The organism is Pseudomonas sp. F(2018), from assembly GCF_005508865.1.
Lineage (GTDB): Bacteria > Pseudomonadota > Gammaproteobacteria > Pseudomonadales > Pseudomonadaceae > Aquipseudomonas.
In genome coordinates, this window is record NZ_SCOM01000001.1 from 178,924 (window position 1) to 195,448 (window position 16,525).

The following is a 16,525-nucleotide window of genomic DNA, read 5'->3' on the forward strand; positions in this document are numbered from 1 at the left end:
ATATGCACTACGTTGCTGGGTTGGATGGTCTGAGGGCATTAGCCATCTTGCTGGTGCTGTTCTTTCATTCAAAGGTGCCGGGATTGCCTGGTGGCAATATTGGCGTCGACCTGTTCCTGGTTCTTAGTGGATTTCTGATTACTTCCTTGCTGCTGGAGGAGCAGGGCTGCAGCGGAACGATTGGGTTAAAACGCTTCTATCTGAGGCGGGCCTGGCGTTTAACGCCAGCGCTGTTATTGATGCTTTTTTTCTATTCGTTGTTTGCGCCGCTGCTTTGGCCGGAGTACTTCTTTCATTTGCGAGATGTACTGGCTGTCTTGTTGTATGTGGCCAATTTGGCAGCTGCTGCGGGATATGCGCCGGAGAAGTTGCTACATGGTTGGTCGCTTGGGCTTGAAGAGCAGTTTTATCTAGTCTGGCCTTTGGTACTGCTTGCCGCTTTTAGGCTGCTAAGTGGGGGCATGCTTTGGCGAGTCTTGCTGGGGCTATATGTCCTGCTTTTTGCGTGGCGGATTTGGTGCCTTTACGGTATGGGAGCGCCGGGTGGCCAGGCTTACTACCGTCCAGATCTGCATGCTGGAGGGCTGGTTCTAGGGGCTGCGCTTGCTGCCTGGTGGCGACAGCAAAAAGAGGTGGACGGTACCGCGTGGACAGCGAAGTTGGGTTGGCTGTTATTGGTCGTTGCGTTGATTTCACCTCAGTCGGATGGGCTTCATCTTGCTCTTTTTGTCCCGCTCGCGGAGATCGGTGCTGCTCTATTGGTCGTTTCGATTTTGACTGGAAGGCAGGAACTGTTTGCAGGGCGGCTGGTGACTCATTTTGGCAAGTTGTCTTACGGCCTCTATCTCTTCCATTACCCAATCATGCTTTATCTGGTGCAGTGTCGCCTGCATTGGGCCGTGGTTTTCTGTATCGGGGCCGTGTTGTCTTATGCCCTTGCATGGGTAAGCTTCAACACTGTGGAGGCAGCGGCTCGTCGATATCGGGAGCGCCTTTGGCCCGGTGTGCAAGCTTGTAGTTCTTGAGTTGTGTCAGAGGTCTATAAGCTGGCCGCGCCGTAGCTCCGTTGGTAGAGCAGCGCATTTGTAAAATGCGAGGGTCGCAGGTTCGGCTTCTGTCTTCGGCACTAAATAAAAGAAAGCCCCGCTAGATGCGGGGCTTTGTATTTCTGTCTCTTATCTGTTTACAGGCTCAGACGCATCGACAGATCGATGGCCTTGATGTCTTTGGTCAGGCTACCAATGGAGATGTAGTCCACTCCGGTTTCGGCAATGGTGCATAGAGTCGCTTCATTGATGCCTCCCGAAGCTTCCAGCTTGGCGCGCCCCGCTGTTAGAGAAACGGCGGTGCGCATATCCTTCAGGCTCAGCTCGTCCAGCATGACGATATCGGCGCCGGCCTTTAGCGCCTGCTGCAGTTCTTCCAGGCTTTCCACCTCGATCTCTACCGGCTTGCCGGGAGCGATGCCGTGGGCGGCTGTAATTGCCTGGGCGATACCGCCGCAGGCGGCGATATGGTTTTCCTTGATAAGAAAGGCGTCGTAGAGGCCGATTCGGTGGTTGTGGCAGCCGCCACAGGTCACCGCGTACTTCTGTGCCAGGCGCAGACCGGGAAGTGTCTTGCGGGTATCCAGCAGTTTTACCTGGGTGCCTTCGACCAAGTCGGCGAAGTGGCGACAGCGAGTGGCGACGGCAGACAGGGTCTGCAGGAAGTTCAGGGCGCTGCGCTCGCCGCTGAGCAGCGCGCGTGCGGGGCCTTCAAGGTGGAAAAGTGCCTGATTGGCCTCGGCTCGATCACCATCAGCTACCTGCCAGTGTACGGCCACGCGAGGGTCGAGTTGGCGGAACACTGCATCGACCCAAGCGGTGCCGCAAATGACTGCCGCTTCGCGGGTAATCACTGTTGCGTGGGCTAGGCGCTCGGCTGGGATCAGCTGCGCCGTGATGTCGCCGCTGCCGATATCCTCGCGCAGCGCGGTGCGTACGTTGGCTTCGATTTCGGCGCCGAGCTCGGCGAGGGTCAGGTTGGGCATTTTATCCTCCGCATTCCGATGCGCGATTATAGGGGCAGGCGACGGCTGGCGCAGCGGGCGCGGGAGAATGCCGAGCCTTTATGCTAGACAGATGGTTTATGTCGGTCCGAAATGACCGTTCGTAACCTTGGCTTCTGCACTCTGTGATCTGGGTCATGTCTATGAAAGGGGGGATTTGGTCATGCTTCGCCTCCCCCTATACTCAGGTTGGCCATAAAGTTTGGCGCCATACCTTTGACGTTACGGATAACGCCCAGCTGATTGTATGCATGGCTGCTCTGATCAAGCAGTCTGCGGGAGACTCGCAATGAAGACCGACGCGAAAGTGGTGCACCTGAACAAGGTCGCCCCCGAGCATTCGCCAACTTCGCCGGCAGGAAGGCTTCCCGTGGCCCTGACCCAGGTGCGCGACAAGGCTGCCCAGCAGCTCAAGCAGGCTCTGCAAGGTCTCTTCGACAATGCGGACGATACCCTGTTCGAAATGGCCGACCGCGCGTCCAGTAACGCCGAACAGAACTCCTTCTTCGAAGCCATGCGCGACCTGCGATTGAAGCGCAAGACCATCGAGCGTGGTTTTCTGCAGCGTGTATTCGAAAGCTTCTCCACCCTGAACCAGTATGAAATCGGTAAGCCGGCCCCCCAGTTGGATGGTGTTTCCTTCGAGAGCCTGTCCCTAGTTCAGGACGACGTGCTGGAAGAGTCGGTGGCGCTGGATGCGATGGTCTCGCGCGTCCTGAATCGTGATGGAGTGGCCTTGGGGCACCTGACCACACGCTTCAACGCAATGATCAGCAAGAAGGTCGAGGACAAGACCAACCCCCTAGGCCCGCGTGTGCTGTGTGAACAGTTCCTTGGCTCCTGCGAAGGTCTGGGGGTGGAGATTCGCGTCAAACTGATCATCCTCAAGCTGTTCGAAAAGTACGTGCTGGGTGATCTCGATCAGCTCTACGCCAATGCCAATCAGCAACTGGTCGAGGCAGGTGTGCTGCCTGAGCTGAAATCCGCGCCGCCAGCCCGCCGTCAGCCGGGGCGGCCAGCGCAAGCCGGTGGCCGCGCGCAGCGCGACGAATCCGCAGAGGCGCAGGGCGCCGCCGCGGCCGGTGGTTACGGTGATGAGGGCGTGCAGGAAGTTTTCGGCGCGCTGCAGGAGCTGTTGTCCCAGGTTCGCGGTACCAGCGTCTTGCCGCGGCGGAATATCCCTGCCGATGCGGTGCCGATCTCCAGTAACGACCTGATGCGCCTGCTCTCGCACATGCAGCAGCATTTCCCGGTCGGTGGCCCTCAGGTCAGCGATGACTACGACTTGCGCAATCAGCTGGAAGGTCTGCTGTCCCGCGCCAGTGCCAAGAGTGGCAAGGCGCGCATCGTCGGTGAAGTCGACGAGGATGTGATCAATCTGGTCGCCATGCTGTTCGAGTTCATCCTCGACGACCGCACCCTGCCGGACTCGCTCAAGGCGCTGATTGGTCGCCTGCAGATCCCGATGCTCAAGGTCGCGGTGCTGGACAAGACCTTCTTCAGTCGCGGCAGCCACCCAGCCCGCCGTCTGCTCAACGAGATCGCCACCGCGGCTCTGGGCTGGAGCGCTCAGGGCGACGAGCAGCGCGATGCCCTGTATCAGCGTATCGAGCAGGTGGTGCAACGCCTGCTCAACGATTTCACCGACGATCCGGCGATCTTCTCCGACGTGCTGGCCGAGTTCCTCGCCTTCACCGGCGACGAGAAGCGCCGCAGCGAGCTGCTGGAGCAGCGCACCCGCGATGCCGAGGAAGGTCGTGCCAAGGCCGAGCTGGCTCGCCAGCAGGTGGAGCAGGCCTTGAACTCCCGTCTACTCGGTAAGACCCTGCCGGAAGTGGTGGTGCGCCTGCTGCAGGAAGGCTGGAGCAAGGTACTGCAGCTGACCTGCCTGAAGCACGGCGCCGAGTCCGCCGAGTGGGAAGCGGCGCTGACGGTGATGGACGATCTGGTGTGGAGCGTGGAGCCCCACGAGTCCCCGGAAGATCGCCTGCGCCTGCTGGAGCTGGTGCCGAGCCTGCTCAAGTCGCTGCGCGATGGTCTGTCCAGTGCCGCCATCGACCCGTTCATCACCAGCGAATTCTTCAGCAAGCTGGAGGCCGTGCATGTGCAGGCCTTCCAGCGCTTCAAGCGTGAAAGCATCGAGCCACAGGCTGTTCCGGCTCCGGTCCCGGCCGAAGTCGAGGAGGGTGCCGAGGCGTCTGCCGAGGTCGTGGTCGAGCTGGGCGCCGGCCCGCTGCTGGAGCTGCCGCCACTGGAGCCTGAGGTCGATGCTCCGGCCATGGTCGAGGTGGTCGAGGAGATTGTTCTGCTGGCGCCGGGCGAGAGCCGTACGCAGGAGCCCGAGGCCAGCCTGCCGGACGATGACGAGGCGCTGGAGAAGGTGGACAGCCTGCGCGTCGGCAGTTGGGTGGAAATCCAGGAGGACGAGGAGCACAAGCTGCGTGGCAAGCTGGCAGCGATCATCAAGCCCACCGGCAAGTTCATCTTCGTCAACCGCACCGGTATGAAGGTGATGGAGAAGACCCGCATGGGCCTGGCCGTGGAATTCCGTCGCGGCGCCATTCGCTTGCTCGACGACGCGCTGCTGTTCGATCGTGCCCTGGAGTCGGTGATCGGCAACCTGCGCAAGCTCAAGGGCGCCTAAGCGCCGCCTGTTAGATGAAACGCCCGGCTCTGTGCCGGGCGTTTTCGTTGGTGCAGTCTGCTAGAGTGGCGCCAGTCTTCAAGGAGCCTGCAATGCGGCTGGACCCTGCCAGCGGTTGGTGTGACGGAGCCCGTCACTGCCCCTCGCCGAACTTCAACGAGCGCCCGCTGGGAGAGGTCTCCCTGCTGGTGATCCACAACATCAGCCTGCCCCCGGGCCAGTTCGGTACCGGCAAGGTGCAGCAGTTCTTCCAGAACCGCCTGCCGGTCGACGAGCATCCCTACTTCGCCGGTATCGCCCAGCTCACTGTTTCCGCCCACTTTCTGATCGAGCGTGATGGTGCCGTTACCCAGTTCGTCTCTTGTGGACAGCGGGCCTGGCATGCCGGCGTGTCGCGCTTCGAGGAGCGGGAGAACTGCAACGATTTTTCCATCGGCATCGAGCTGGAGGGCACCGACGAGCTGCCCTTCAGCGACGCCCAGTACCAGGCTCTGGTGGCCCTGACGAGAGAGCTGCTGCATGCCTATCCTGAGTTAAGCGTCGAGCGCATCCGTGGCCATAGCGACATCGCGCCGGGGCGCAAGACCGACCCCGGACCCTTTTTCGACTGGGCACGCCTGCGCGCGGCTCTGCAGACCGAGGAGAGCGGTAGATGAATTTTCTGGTGCTTCTGCTGGCGCTCTGGGTGGAGAAATTCTCCTCCGGGCGCCGTCGTATCCAGCAGGATGGCCCCTGGTTGCAATGGCTGGCGCGTAGCGAGGGGCCGTCGCCGTGGCAAACCTTGCTGTTGGCGGTGTTGCTGCCGGTAGCGCTGCTCGGCCTGTTGCTGCTGGCGCTCGAACCGCTGGCCTATGGCTGGCTGACGCTGCCGGTGCACTTGCTGGTGCTGGTCTACAGCCTCGGCCGTGGCGATGTGCTGGCGGCGCTGGGGCCGTTCCGCGATGCCTGGCGTCGTGGCGACGACCAGGCCGCGCTGCATGTGGCCGAGCGCGATTTGGGCGTGGCCGCCGATGGCGAGGCCGAGTTGCTCGAACGGGTGCAGGACTATGAGCTGTGGCAGGCCTATCAGGGCTTCTTCGCGGTGATCTTCTGGTATGCCTTGCTCGGCCCGCTGCCGGCCCTGGCCTATCGGCTGCTGGCGCTGAGCGCCGAGCATGCCAGCCCTGGCGTGGCCGAACGGGCGGCGCAGTTGCGCCATGCCATGGACTGGTTGCCGGTACGGGTGCTGGCCGCCAGCTTCGCCCTGGTGGGCAACTTTGCCGCGGTCAGTCGCGCCGTGTTGCACGATCTGCTGGCCTGGGAACTACCGGCCGCGCGGCTGGTGGCCAACGCCGGCCGCGCCGCCAGCGAGCTGGCCGAGCCGCAGACGGGAGAGCAGGGCGCCAGCAGCCTGGACGAGCTGTGGCAGCTGCTGATCCGTGCCGCGGTGCTGTGGTATGCCGCCTTCGCCGTGTGGATCCTGCTGCTGTAGCAGGCGCTATTCCGGCCAGAGCCAGGCGGCGCCGCGCACGCCACTGGAGTCACCGCGGCGGGCCTGCACCAGGCGCGTGTTGACCCGGTCCGAGAACACGTGCCGCACCAGCAGACGCGGCACCTCCTGGTACAGCGCCGGCATGTTCGACAGCCCGCCGCCCAGCACAATCACCTCCGGATCGATGACGTTGATCACCGAGGCCAGCGCTCGCGCCAACTGCTCGCAGTAGCGTTGCAGCGCCGCGACGGCGGTTGCCTCGCCACGCTGTGCCGCCTCGGCCAGTTGGGTTGCGTTCAGTCCCAGGTCGCTGCGGGCGGCCCAGCCGGGGCCGCTGAGGAAGGTCTCGATGCAGTCGTCCAGGCCGCAATAGCAGCGCCTTGTCGGACCATCGTCCGCGCTGCGCCAGGGCAGGGCGTTATGGCCCCACTCACCGGCAATGGCATTCGGGCCGCTCAGCAGGCGGCCGTGGATGACGATGCCGCCGCCCACGCCGGTGCCGAGAATGACCCCGAATACGCTGGCCGCGCCGGCCCCGGCGCCGTCGGTGGCTTCCGACAGGGTGAAGCAGTCGGCATCGTTGGCCAGACGGACCGGGCGCTGCAGCAGGTGCTCCAGGTCGCCCTGCAGGTCCTCGCCGATCAGGCAGATGGAGTTGGCGTTCTTGATCCGGCCGTGGTCCGGTGAGCGGGTACCGGGGATGCCGACACCGATGCTGCCGCTATCTCCTAGTTGCCGCTCGGCTTCCCTCACCAGCTGCACTATGGTGTGTAGAGTGGCTTGATAGTCACCCTGCGGGGTGGGCAGGCGATGCCGCAACCGCTCGTTGGAACCTTCGAGGGCGATGATTTCCGTCTTTGTCCCACCCAGATCAATGCCGAGGCGAAAAGGTGTGCGCATTCTTAACCTTAAGTTACAGAGGCAAAGGCCGATATCCGGTATACAGGCTGTGGGGGCACTGTGCCTGGCAAATGGCCACTCCCGCTAGAATTTCAGATATACCGCTACCTTGCCGTTCAATAGATCAGCCCGCTCCCGGCTGGCAAAAAACAATAATGGCAATAGGAGACGTCTAGTGAATAGCGTGTTGTACCCTGCCATCGCCCTGATGAACCGCATGAGCTTCGGCATGAAGTTCAGCCTGATCAGCGTGCTGTTCTTCCTGCCCATGCTGGTCACCAACTACTTCCTGGTGCGCGAGTCCTACGACGCCTTCGTCGATACCCGCACCGAGCTGCAGAGCCTCGCGCTGCTCAAGCAGAGCATGAAGATGCGCCAGGACCTGGAGCGTCTCAACGACCTCTACGAGATCAATGCCGTGCTCGGCCAGTCTGGTGAAGCGGAAAAGCTGACCGCGCTGATCGGCCCGCTGGAGACCGGCATCGGCGAGACGCTGGGAGCGCTCGAGTCGCCCAGCGATGACGCGCAGAAGGTCGAGGAATTCAACGCCCAGCGCGATGCCATCAAGTCGGCCATGGATGCGGTGGCGGCCGAGTCCTCCCTGCGCAGCAAGGCCGGCCTGGTGGTCAAGGCGCTGGACAACTCCGAGGTGTTCATCAAGTTCGTCGCCAGCCAGTCCGGCCTCAGCCAGGACAGCGATCTGACCGTGCGGCAGATGACCGAGCTGATGACCACCTCCAGCCCGCCGGTGACCGAGGCCCTGAGCAAGGGCCGCGCTCTGGGCTCCTATTCCCTCGGCCAGGGCATTCTCGGTTCTTCCGACAGCACCAAGCTCGACGAGCTGCTGCTGGAGCTGGAAAAGCTGCACGCCGAGTACGGCTATAAGCTGCAAAGCGCGCTGGATGGCAATGCGCACGCCAAGCGCGAGCTGAGTGACAAAGCCGAGGCCAGCCGCAACAGCCTGACCGAGATCAGCGCCGTGCTGGAAGAGCAGCTGCTCATGGCCGACAGCCTGGACGCGCCCTGGCAGGGCTTCTTCGACCAGCTCAGCGTGGCCATCGACAAGACCTACGCGCTGAACGACTCGGTACTCGACTTCCTCGACCAGGAGCTGAGCCAGCGTCTGGACCAGAAGCGTACCCAGATGGTGTTGCTGGTCGTGGCCCTGGTGGTGCTGTTCCTCTCCATCGGCTACCTGTACGGCGGCTTCTACGTGTCCACCCGCACCACCCTCAAGGGCTTCGGCAAGACCCTCGGCCAGGTCGCCGCCGGCGATATGACCGTGCGTGTCAACGTCAAGAGCCAGGACGAACTGGGCGAGCTGGGCGAGGTGTTCAATGGCACCGTGGCGAAGATTCGCGACCTGATCGAGCTGGTCGGCCAGACCGTCACCGAGGTGGAGCGCCAGGCCGATCGCGTCGAGCTGGTCTCCGGTGAGAGCAGCCAGGCCGTGTCCGCCCAGCGCGGGCAGATCGAGCAGGTGGCCACCGCGATGAACCAGATGTCCGCCACCGCCCAGGAGGTGGCGCGCAGCGCCGCTGCCGCGGTGGGCAGCGCGCAGAGCGTCAACGACGAGACCGTCAGCGGTCGTGCCATGGTCGAGTCCCAGGTCGGCAGCATCCAGCGCCTGGCCAGCGAGATCGACCAGTCGGTGACTGTGATCAACCAGCTGGCCGCCGACAGCGCCTCGATCAGCCAGGTGCTGGACGTGATCAAGGGCATCGCCGGGCAGACCAACCTGCTGGCGCTCAACGCGGCCATCGAGGCGGCGCGGGCCGGCGAGCAGGGGCGCGGTTTCGCCGTGGTGGCCGACGAGGTGCGCAACCTGGCCAAGCGTACCCACCAGTCCACCGAAGAGATCGAGCAGATGATCGGTCGCCTGCAGAACGGCGTGGGCGCCACGGTGACCGCCATGAATGGCAGCCACCAGATGGTGGAGAGCACCGTCAGCCAGTCGGCCCAGGTGCAGCACGCGCTGGAAAACATCCTCGGTGCGGTCGGCATGATCGTCGACCAGAACCAGCAGATAGCCGCCGCCGCCGAGCAGCAGACCGCCGTGGCCCACGATATCGACATGAACATCGTCGAGATCAACCAGGCCGGCGAGCGCACTGCCGAGGGCGCCGTCGAGACCGAGCAGGCCAGCCGCGCGCTGTCCGACCAGGTGGCGCGACTCAAGGAGCTGATCGGCGCCTTCCGTGTCTGATCGTCACTTCGCCAAGCAAGGCCCGCCAATCGGCGGGCCTTGTCGTTTCTAGAGTGGGTGAAAAGCCGCGTGCGAGTATCGCTCTTCTCTCAGTGCGGCCAGCCGAACAGCTCGGCCGCATTGCGGCTGCTGGCTTGGGCCAGCTCCTCGGCTGTCACGCCGCACAGTTCGGCCAGGGCGGCACAGATGTCCGGCAGGTGTTCCGGGCTGTTGCGCACACCAGGGTGCATGGCCGGGGCCATGTCCGGCGAGTCGGTCTCCAGCACTATGGCCTCCAGCGGCAGGCGCGGGATCACCTTGCGTAGGCGCAGCGCCTGGGGCCAGGTCGGCGCGCCGCCTAGGCCGAGCCTGAAGCCGAGACGAAGGTATTCGCGGGCCTCCTCGTAGCTGCCGGCGAAGGCGTGGATCACCCCGCCGCGGGGCAGCTTGTAGCGCTTGAGCGTGGCGATGGTCGCCGCGTGGGCGCGCCGTACATGCAGCAGGGCGGGCAGATCGAACTCGGCGGCCAGGCCGAGCTGCGCCTCGAACAGCTGCTGCTGGTGCTCGCGGTCCAGGCTCTCCACGTAGTAGTCCAGGCCGAACTCGCCCACCGCGCACAGGCGCGGGTGCCCGGCCAGGCGCTGCAGCCACTCGCGCAGCTGATCCAGATGCTCGGGGCGATGCTGCTGCAGATACACCGGGTGCAGGCCGAAGGCGGCGTACAGGCCCTCATTGCCCTGCACCAGATCCCACAAGCGCTGCCAGTTGTCCCGGTACACGCCGAGCACCACCAGCTTCTCCACTCCCGCCGCACGGCTGCGCGCCAGCAGCTCGGTGCGATCGGCGTCGAAGTCGGGGAAGTCGAGGTGGGTGTGGGTGTCGATCAGCTGCATGGGCGGGTCCGGTTGAAGGCTCCAGCATCGGGTATTTCACTCGAGTGCACCAGCCTGGGGAGCGTTCCCGCGTTTCGTCAGTCGAAACAGCAGTGGTCAGAAAGGAAACCGAGGGATGCTGCGGATTCGCAAGTGGTTGAGCGGGGCGTTGGCCGTACTGCTTCTGGCGGTCGCGGCGCTCATGCTGTTCCTGGTGCTGTTCGACTGGAACCTGCTGCGCCCGAGCATCAACGACAAGGTGTCGCAGGCCTTGAACCGGCCGTTCGCCATCGAGGGCAACCTCAGCGTGGTGTGGCAGCGCGAGCCGGAGGAGGGTGGCTGGCGCGCCTGGCTGCCGTGGCCGCACTTCGCCGCCGAACAGCTGAACCTGGGCAATCCCGAGTGGGCCGAGGGCGACACCTTCGTCAGCCTGGACCGGGTGCAGTTCCGCCTGGCACCCCTGCCGTTGCTGTGGAAGACCCTGAGCATCCCGCGCATCGAGCTCGGCGCGCCCTACGTCAGCCTGCAGCGCCTGGCCGATGGCCGCGCCAACTGGACCTTCGACCTGGGTGGCCAGCAACCGGATGAGTCCGCCGAGCCGAGCCCCTGGACCCTGGATATCGGTACCATCGGCTTCGATCAGGGCGTGGTCAGCCTCGATGACCAGGTGTCGAAGACCCGCCTCGAGGCGCAGATCGACCCGCTCGGCGCGCCCATCCCGTTTGCCCAGATAGTCGGCGACAGCGCTGCCAAGCGCCTGGCCGACGAACATGCGGCGGCCCAGGACTACGCCTTCGCCTGGCGCGCCAAGGGCCGTTTCCAGGGCCAGGCGGTGAGTGGCAGCGGCAAGGTCGGCGGCCTGCTCGCCTTGCAGGACGCCAGCCTGCCGTTTCCGCTGCAGGCCGATGTACGCATCGGCAGCACGCGCATCCGGGTCGCCGGCAGCCTGACCGATCCGCAGCACCTGGGCGCCCTCGACCTGCGCCTGCGCCTGGCCGGCACCAGCCTGAGCCAACTCTATCCGCTGACCGGCGTGACCCTGCCGGACACCCCGCCGTACAGCACCGACGGCCGCCTGCAGGCGGACCTGCGCGACGCCGGCGGCGCGCTGTTCCGCTACCAGGACTTCAACGGCCGCATCGGCGACAGCGATATCCACGGCGACCTCACCTTCGTCAACCGCCAGCCGCGGCCCAAGCTGTCCGGCCAGCTCACCTCCAAGCAGCTGCTGTTCGCCGACCTGGCGCCGCTGATCGGCGCCGATTCCAATGCCGAGAAGAAGGCCCGCGGCGCCGCCGTCAGCCAGCCGGCCAATAAGGTGCTGCCGGTGGAGGAATTCCGTACCGAGCGCTGGCGCAGCATGGACGCCGACGTGCGCTTCACCGGCAAGCGCATTGTGCATGACGAGAAGCTGCCGATCCGCGACCTGGACACCCACCTGGTGCTCAACGACGGCGTGCTCAGCCTGGAGCCCCTGCGCTTCGGCATGGCCGGTGGCACGTTGGATGCGCAGATCCGTCTGAACGGTGCGCAGGTGCCGATGCGTGGGCAGGCACGGCTTAGCGCCCGCGATCTTAAGCTCAAGCAGCTGTTTCCCACCTTCGCGCCGATGCAGACCAGCCTCGGTGCACTGAATGGGGACGCCAGGTTGAGCGGCACCGGCAACTCGGTGGCGGCCCTGCTCGGCAGTGCCGACGGCGAGTTGCAGATGCTGATCAACGATGGCGCGGTGAGCCGCGGCCTGCTGGAAATCGCCGGGCTCAACGTCGGCAACTATCTGGTCGGCAAGCTGTTCGGCGACGACGAGGTGACCATCAACTGCGCCGCCGCCGACTTCGGTATCCGCAACGGGCTGATGAGCAGCCGGCTGTTCGTGGTCGATACTGAGAATGCGCTGATCAAGGTCGACGGCAGCGCCAGCTTCGCCAACGAGCGTCTCGATTTCGTCGTCACCCCGGCGGCCAAGGGCCTGCGCATCTTCTCCCTGCGCTCGCCGCTCTTCGTGCGCGGCACCTTCAAGAACCCCGACGCCGGGGTCAAGGGCACACCGCTGGCCCTGCGTGGCGTCGGCCTGGTGGCGCTGGGCGTGGCGGTGGCACCGGCGGCAGGCCTGCTGGCACTGGTGGCGCCCAGCAGTGGCGACGAGCCTAGCCAGTGCGCGCCGCTGCTGCGGCAGATGCAGCAGGGCGGCAAGAGCTGATGCTCTAACGATACTGTTCTAGCGCGCTACGCTGGCGGAAATGGCCACCGCGGCGGCGGCGGTGCGGGTCTCCACGCCGAGCTTCACGTAGACGTGTTCCAGGTGCTTGTTCACCGTGCGCGGCGACAGGCCGAGGATGTCGCCGATGTCGCGGTTGGTCTTGCCGCAGGCCACCCAGCGCAGCACTTCGACCTCGCGCTCGGTGAGCTGGAAGCGCGCCGAGAGGGTCTCGAAGGTCGGCTCGTTGCTCAGGGTCAGGTCCACCGGCTGCGCGGCGGCGCGTGCCGACTGCAGCGTGCGTGCGGTGCGCAGGTGGGCGGCGACCCGCGCTAGCACCTCGTCGGTGTGGATCGGCTTGGTCACGTAGTCGCTGCCGCCGGCGGCGAAGCCTTCCACTACGTGCTCGCTGTCGGTCAGCGCGGTCATGAACAGCACCGGGATATCGGCGCTGTCCGGCTCGGCCTTGATCCTGCGGCAGGTCTCGAAACCGTCCAGGCCGGGCATCATCGCGTCGAGCAGGATCAGGTCGGGGCGCCGGCGCTGGATGCGGTTCAGCGCGCTCTGGCCATCCAGCGCCACCAGCACCATGTAGCCCTGGGCGTCGAGGGCGTCGGAGAGCAGGGCGAGGTTGTCCGGCGTGTCGTCGACGATCAGCACCGTACCGCGCTCAGCAAGCTGCGTGGCTGCATTCATGTTCGGCCTCCTTGAGTTGGCGGTTGAGTTCATCCAGACGGAAGCCCTTGGCCAGGGCCCGCAGGCGTTTGGTGAAGGGCGCGCAGGCCGGGGTCTGGCGTTCGATGGCGTCCAGCTTGTCCTGGATGCCGCGCATGTAGCCGAGCGCTGCCAGCTCGCGCAGCTCGGCCAGTTCGCTGGCGCTGGGCAGTGCCTCGACCTGTGGCTGCGCCGCCTCCGCCTCGGCCACGCGGTGCAGCCACTGCAGGTCGAGCTGCTGCTGGATGCGTTCGAGCAGCGCCGGGGTGTGCACCGGCTTGGCCAGGTAATCGTTGCAGTAGGCGGCGATGCTGCGTTCGCGGTCGTCGGCGAAGGCATTCGCCGAGATGACGATGATCGGCGCCTGGCACAGGGAATTGCGGCGGATCAGGCGGCTGGTCTCGAAGCCGTCCATCTGCGGCATCGACAGGTCCATGAGGATCAGGTCGGGGCTGAGCAGCGCGGCCTGGCGGATCGCCTCCTGGCCGCTGGCCGCCTGCTCGACGCGAAAGCCCAGCGGTTCGAGCATGCCGGCCAGCACGCGGCGGTGTTCCAGATGATCGTCCACCACCAGCACCAGGCGGCGCGGGCCCTGGTAGCCGATGATGTCGTGCGCCACGTGCACCACCGCCTGCGGCGCGCGTACCTCGGAGAGGAACAGGCGCACCTGGAAGCGCGTGCCTTTGCCCGGCTCGCTGTGCACCGACAGCTCGCCGCCCATCAGCGCGGTGAGCATGCGGGTGATGGTCAGGCCGAGGCCGACGCCGTTGTCCTGGCGCATCAGGTCGCCGCGTTCGAAGGGCTGGAAGATGCGCTCGATCTGCTCGGGGGCGATGCCGATGCCGGTGTCGACGATCTCGAAGCAGGCGGTCTCGCGCAGGTAGCTGACGCGCAGGCGCACCTCGCCCTGCTCGGTGAAGCGCACCGCGTTACCGAGCAGATTGATCAGAATCTGCCGCACGCGCTTCTCGTCGCCGCGTACCACCGCGGGAATCCGCCCAGCCGTCTCCAGGCGGAAGGCCAGGCCCTTCTCGGCGGCCTGGGGTGCGAACATGCGTTCGAGCTGGCCGACGAATTCGGGCAGGGCGATTTCCGAGAGTTCCAGGTGCAGCTTGCCGGCCTCGATCTTGGCCACGTCGAGCAGGCCGTCGATCAGCGACAGCAGGTGCGAGCCGCTGCGGTAGATGGTGGCCAGGGCGTCGTGATGGCGCTCGGGCATGGCCGCGTCGCGCTGCAGGATCTGGGTGTAACCGAGGATGCTGTTGAGCGGCGTGCGCAGCTCGTGGGACAGGCCGGTGACATAGCGGCTCTTCGCCGCGTTGGCGTTCTCGGCCAGCACCTTGGCCTTTTGCAGTGCCTCGTCGGTCTTGCCGTGGGCCTCGATCTCCTGCATCAGCAGCAGGGTCTGGCGGTCCGACTCCTGCTGCGCCACCTGGCGGCTCTCGCGGGTCAGGACGATCCACCAGGCGAGCATGCCGGCGAACAGCGAGAGGGTGAGAAAGGCCTTGATGAAGGCCTGGTACAGCGTCTGCTGCACCTCCGCCGAGTGTGGCACCAGGCCGTGGGAGACCTGGCTGTAGATCAGCGCCAGGGCGCCGAACAGCATCACTACCAGCAGGACGAGGAAGCCCAGGTATTGGGCCAGGCGGCTGTGCAGGCGCGGGATGCTGGCCCAGGGCAGCAGCCAGTGCAGCAGCGCATCGACCTGCCGGCTGAGCCGCGCATGGGGTTTGCAGGCGTCGCCGCAGCGCGCGTCCAGCGAGCAGCACAGCGAGCAGATCGGCGTGCTGTAGGCCGGGCAGAAGGCCATGTCCTCGCTCTCGAAGGCGTTGTTGCACAGGCCGCAGCGGCCGGCGTCGGTCGTGCTCGGCGGGTGGACCAGTGCCGCCGTGCTGGTGCGGGCGATATAGAAGCGGCCGCCGGTGAACCAGGCCAGCAGCGGCGCGCAGAGGAAGGCGGAGAATAGCGCCACCAGGGGCGAGGCGGCCTGGGCCAGGGCGCCGAACAGGCCGAAGTGCGCCAGTACCGAGAGCAGCGAGGCGAACAGCATGGCGCCGACGCCGACCGGGTTGATGTCGTACAGGTGCGCACGCTTGAACTCGATGTAGCGCGGCGACAGGCCCAGCGGCTTGTTGATCACCAGGTCGGCGACCAGCGCACCGATCCAGGCGATGGCGATGTTGGCGTAGAGGCCGAGCACCTCCTCGATCGCCTCGAACACGCCCAGCTCCATCAGCATCAGGGCGATGGCCACGTTGAACACCAGCCACACCACGCGTCCTGGATGGCTGTGGGTGACGCGGGCGAAGAAGTTGGACCAGGCCAGCGAGCCGGCATAGGCGTTGGTCAGGTTGATCTTCACCTGACTGACGATGACGAACAGCACCATGGCGCCGAGCGCCCACTGCGGCGAGGCGAACACGTAGTGGAAGGCCACCAGGTACATCTGCGTCGGCTCGGCGGCGCGTTCGATGGGGATCTCGTGTTGCAGGGCGAGGAAGGCGAGGAAGGCGCCGGCGAGCATCTTCAGCGCACCGGGGATGATCCAGCCGGGCCCGGCCATGAGCAGCGCGGCCCACCAGCGCTTGCGGTTCTGCGCGGTCTTCTCCGGCAGGAAGCGCAGGTAATCGACCTGCTCGCCGATCTGCGTGACCAGGGCCAGGGCCACGGTGCAGGCGGCGCCGAAGTGCAGCAGGTTGAAGTTGCCGGCCTCGCCCTCGCGGCCGGCGAAGCTGGTCCAGTCGCTGATCGCCTCGGGGTTCTTGGCGATGACGAAGATGTAGGGCAGGAACAGCAGCACCAGCCACACCGGCTGGGTCCAGGTCTGCAGGCGGTTGATCAGGGTGATGCCGTAGGCCACCAGGGGAATGATGATCACCGAACAGATCACGTAGGCCAGCGCCAGCGGGATGTCGAAGTACAGCTCCAGGGCCAGCGCCATGATCGCCGCCTCGAGGGCGAAGAACAGGAAGGTGAAGCTGGCGTAGATCAGCGAGGTGATGGTCGAGCCGATGTAGCCGAAGCCGGCGCCGCGGGTCAGCAGGTCCATGTCCACGCCGTAGCGCGCTGCGTAATAGCTGATCGGCAGGCCGGTGAGGAAGATCACCAGACTCACCGCGAGGATCGCCCACAGGGTGTTGGTGAAACCGTAGGACAGCGCCAGGGCGCCGCCGATGGCCTCCAGGGCGAGGAACGACACCGCGCCGAGGGCGGTGTTGGCGATGCGCAGCTCCGACCACTTGCGGAACGCCCGCGGGGTGAAGCGCAGGGCGTAGTCCTCCATGGTCTCGTCGGCGACCCAGCTGTTGTAGTCGCGGCGAATCTTGACGATTCGCTGGGTTCCGGTGGGTTGCACGCCATTGCTCCTGGTGGTGCCGTTTGCTCTGCGAATTTGCAACATCCATGCCCCCAGCTGCGGGCCGCGTGCGTGCGCGCCCGAGCTTCTGTCTGGCTTCCTGCTCGGGCCGAGAGTGCACCAGGCTGGTGCCTGGC

The 16,525-nt window shown here is 65.3% G+C and carries 11 protein-coding genes, 1 tRNA gene and 1 pseudogene; 8 read left to right on the top strand and 5 right to left on the bottom strand.

The features are described from left to right. The first annotated feature begins 2 nt into the window (after positions 1–2). A complete protein-coding gene (locus FFS62_RS00810) occupies positions 3–1,025 on the top strand; it encodes an acyltransferase (protein ID WP_137970922.1) in 1,023 nt (340 codons plus the stop codon). A gap of 29 nt (positions 1,026–1,054) precedes the next feature. Next, positions 1,055–1,126, top strand: a tRNA-OTHER gene (locus tag FFS62_RS00815). A 57-nt stretch (positions 1,127–1,183) separates the two neighbouring features. Here FFS62_RS00815 and nadC read toward each other — a convergent pair. After that, positions 1,184–2,032, bottom strand: a complete 849-nt coding sequence (gene nadC, locus FFS62_RS00820; protein WP_137970923.1) for a carboxylating nicotinate-nucleotide diphosphorylase — start codon at positions 2,030–2,032, stop codon at positions 1,184–1,186. Positions 2,033–2,339: 307 nt separating this feature from the next. Between nadC and FFS62_RS00825 the strand changes: the two genes are divergently transcribed. From FFS62_RS00825 to ampE, 3 genes are all read left to right on the top strand, one after another. Continuing rightward, complete coding sequence (locus tag FFS62_RS00825; protein WP_137970924.1) at positions 2,340–4,694, top strand: DUF1631 domain-containing protein; 2,355 nt, start codon at positions 2,340–2,342, stop codon at positions 4,692–4,694. A 92-nt stretch (positions 4,695–4,786) separates the two neighbouring features. Next, positions 4,787–5,350 carry a 1,6-anhydro-N-acetylmuramyl-L-alanine amidase AmpD gene (ampD, locus tag FFS62_RS00830; protein ID WP_137970925.1) on the top strand — a complete coding sequence of 188 codons (564 nt, stop codon included), beginning with the start codon at positions 4,787–4,789 and terminating at the stop codon, positions 5,348–5,350. Then, entirely contained in the window at positions 5,347–6,165 is an 819-nt protein-coding gene (gene ampE, locus FFS62_RS00835) for a regulatory signaling modulator protein AmpE (protein ID WP_137970926.1), read from the top strand. The genes ampD and ampE overlap by 4 nt, the downstream gene beginning before the upstream one ends. 6 nt (positions 6,166–6,171) lie before the next feature. On the opposite strand, the gene FFS62_RS00840 is transcribed toward ampE, so the two are convergent. Continuing rightward, on the bottom strand, positions 6,172–7,065 hold the full coding sequence (locus FFS62_RS00840; protein WP_137970927.1) for an ROK family protein: 894 nt from the start codon (positions 7,063–7,065) through the stop codon (positions 6,172–6,174). A gap of 1,144 nt (positions 7,066–8,209) precedes the next feature. Here FFS62_RS00840 and FFS62_RS23580 point away from each other — a divergent pair. Continuing rightward, positions 8,210–8,416: pseudogene (locus FFS62_RS23580) on the top strand (HAMP domain-containing protein); the annotation flags it as partial. A 150-nt stretch (positions 8,417–8,566) separates the two neighbouring features. After that, the gene (locus FFS62_RS23585) at positions 8,567–9,271 is read left to right on the top strand and encodes a methyl-accepting chemotaxis protein (protein WP_371920100.1); all 705 of its coding nucleotides are present in this window, start codon (positions 8,567–8,569) and stop codon (positions 9,269–9,271) included. Between the two features lie 89 nt (positions 9,272–9,360). Here FFS62_RS23585 and FFS62_RS00850 read toward each other — a convergent pair whose 3' ends face one another. Next, complete coding sequence (locus tag FFS62_RS00850) at positions 9,361–10,143, bottom strand: TatD family hydrolase (RefSeq protein WP_137970928.1); 783 nt, start codon at positions 10,141–10,143, stop codon at positions 9,361–9,363. Positions 10,144–10,258: 115 nt separating this feature from the next. Between FFS62_RS00850 and FFS62_RS00855 the strand changes: the two genes are divergently transcribed. Next, entirely contained in the window at positions 10,259–12,322 is a 2,064-nt protein-coding gene (locus tag FFS62_RS00855) for an AsmA family protein (protein WP_137970929.1), read from the top strand. Positions 12,323–12,340: 18 nt separating this feature from the next. Here FFS62_RS00855 and FFS62_RS00860 read toward each other — a convergent pair whose 3' ends face one another. Both FFS62_RS00860 and FFS62_RS00865 read right to left on the bottom strand, forming a co-directional pair. Beyond that, the gene (locus FFS62_RS00860; RefSeq protein ID WP_043308876.1) at positions 12,341–13,015 is read right to left on the bottom strand and encodes a response regulator; all 675 of its coding nucleotides are present in this window, start codon (positions 13,013–13,015) and stop codon (positions 12,341–12,343) included. Then, positions 12,990–16,388 (bottom strand): ATP-binding protein, encoded by a 3,399-nt coding sequence (locus FFS62_RS00865; RefSeq protein ID WP_137970930.1) that lies wholly within the window; start codon positions 16,386–16,388, stop codon positions 12,990–12,992. The genes FFS62_RS00860 and FFS62_RS00865 overlap by 26 nt, the downstream gene beginning before the upstream one ends. Positions 16,389–16,525: the final 137 nt, after the last annotated feature.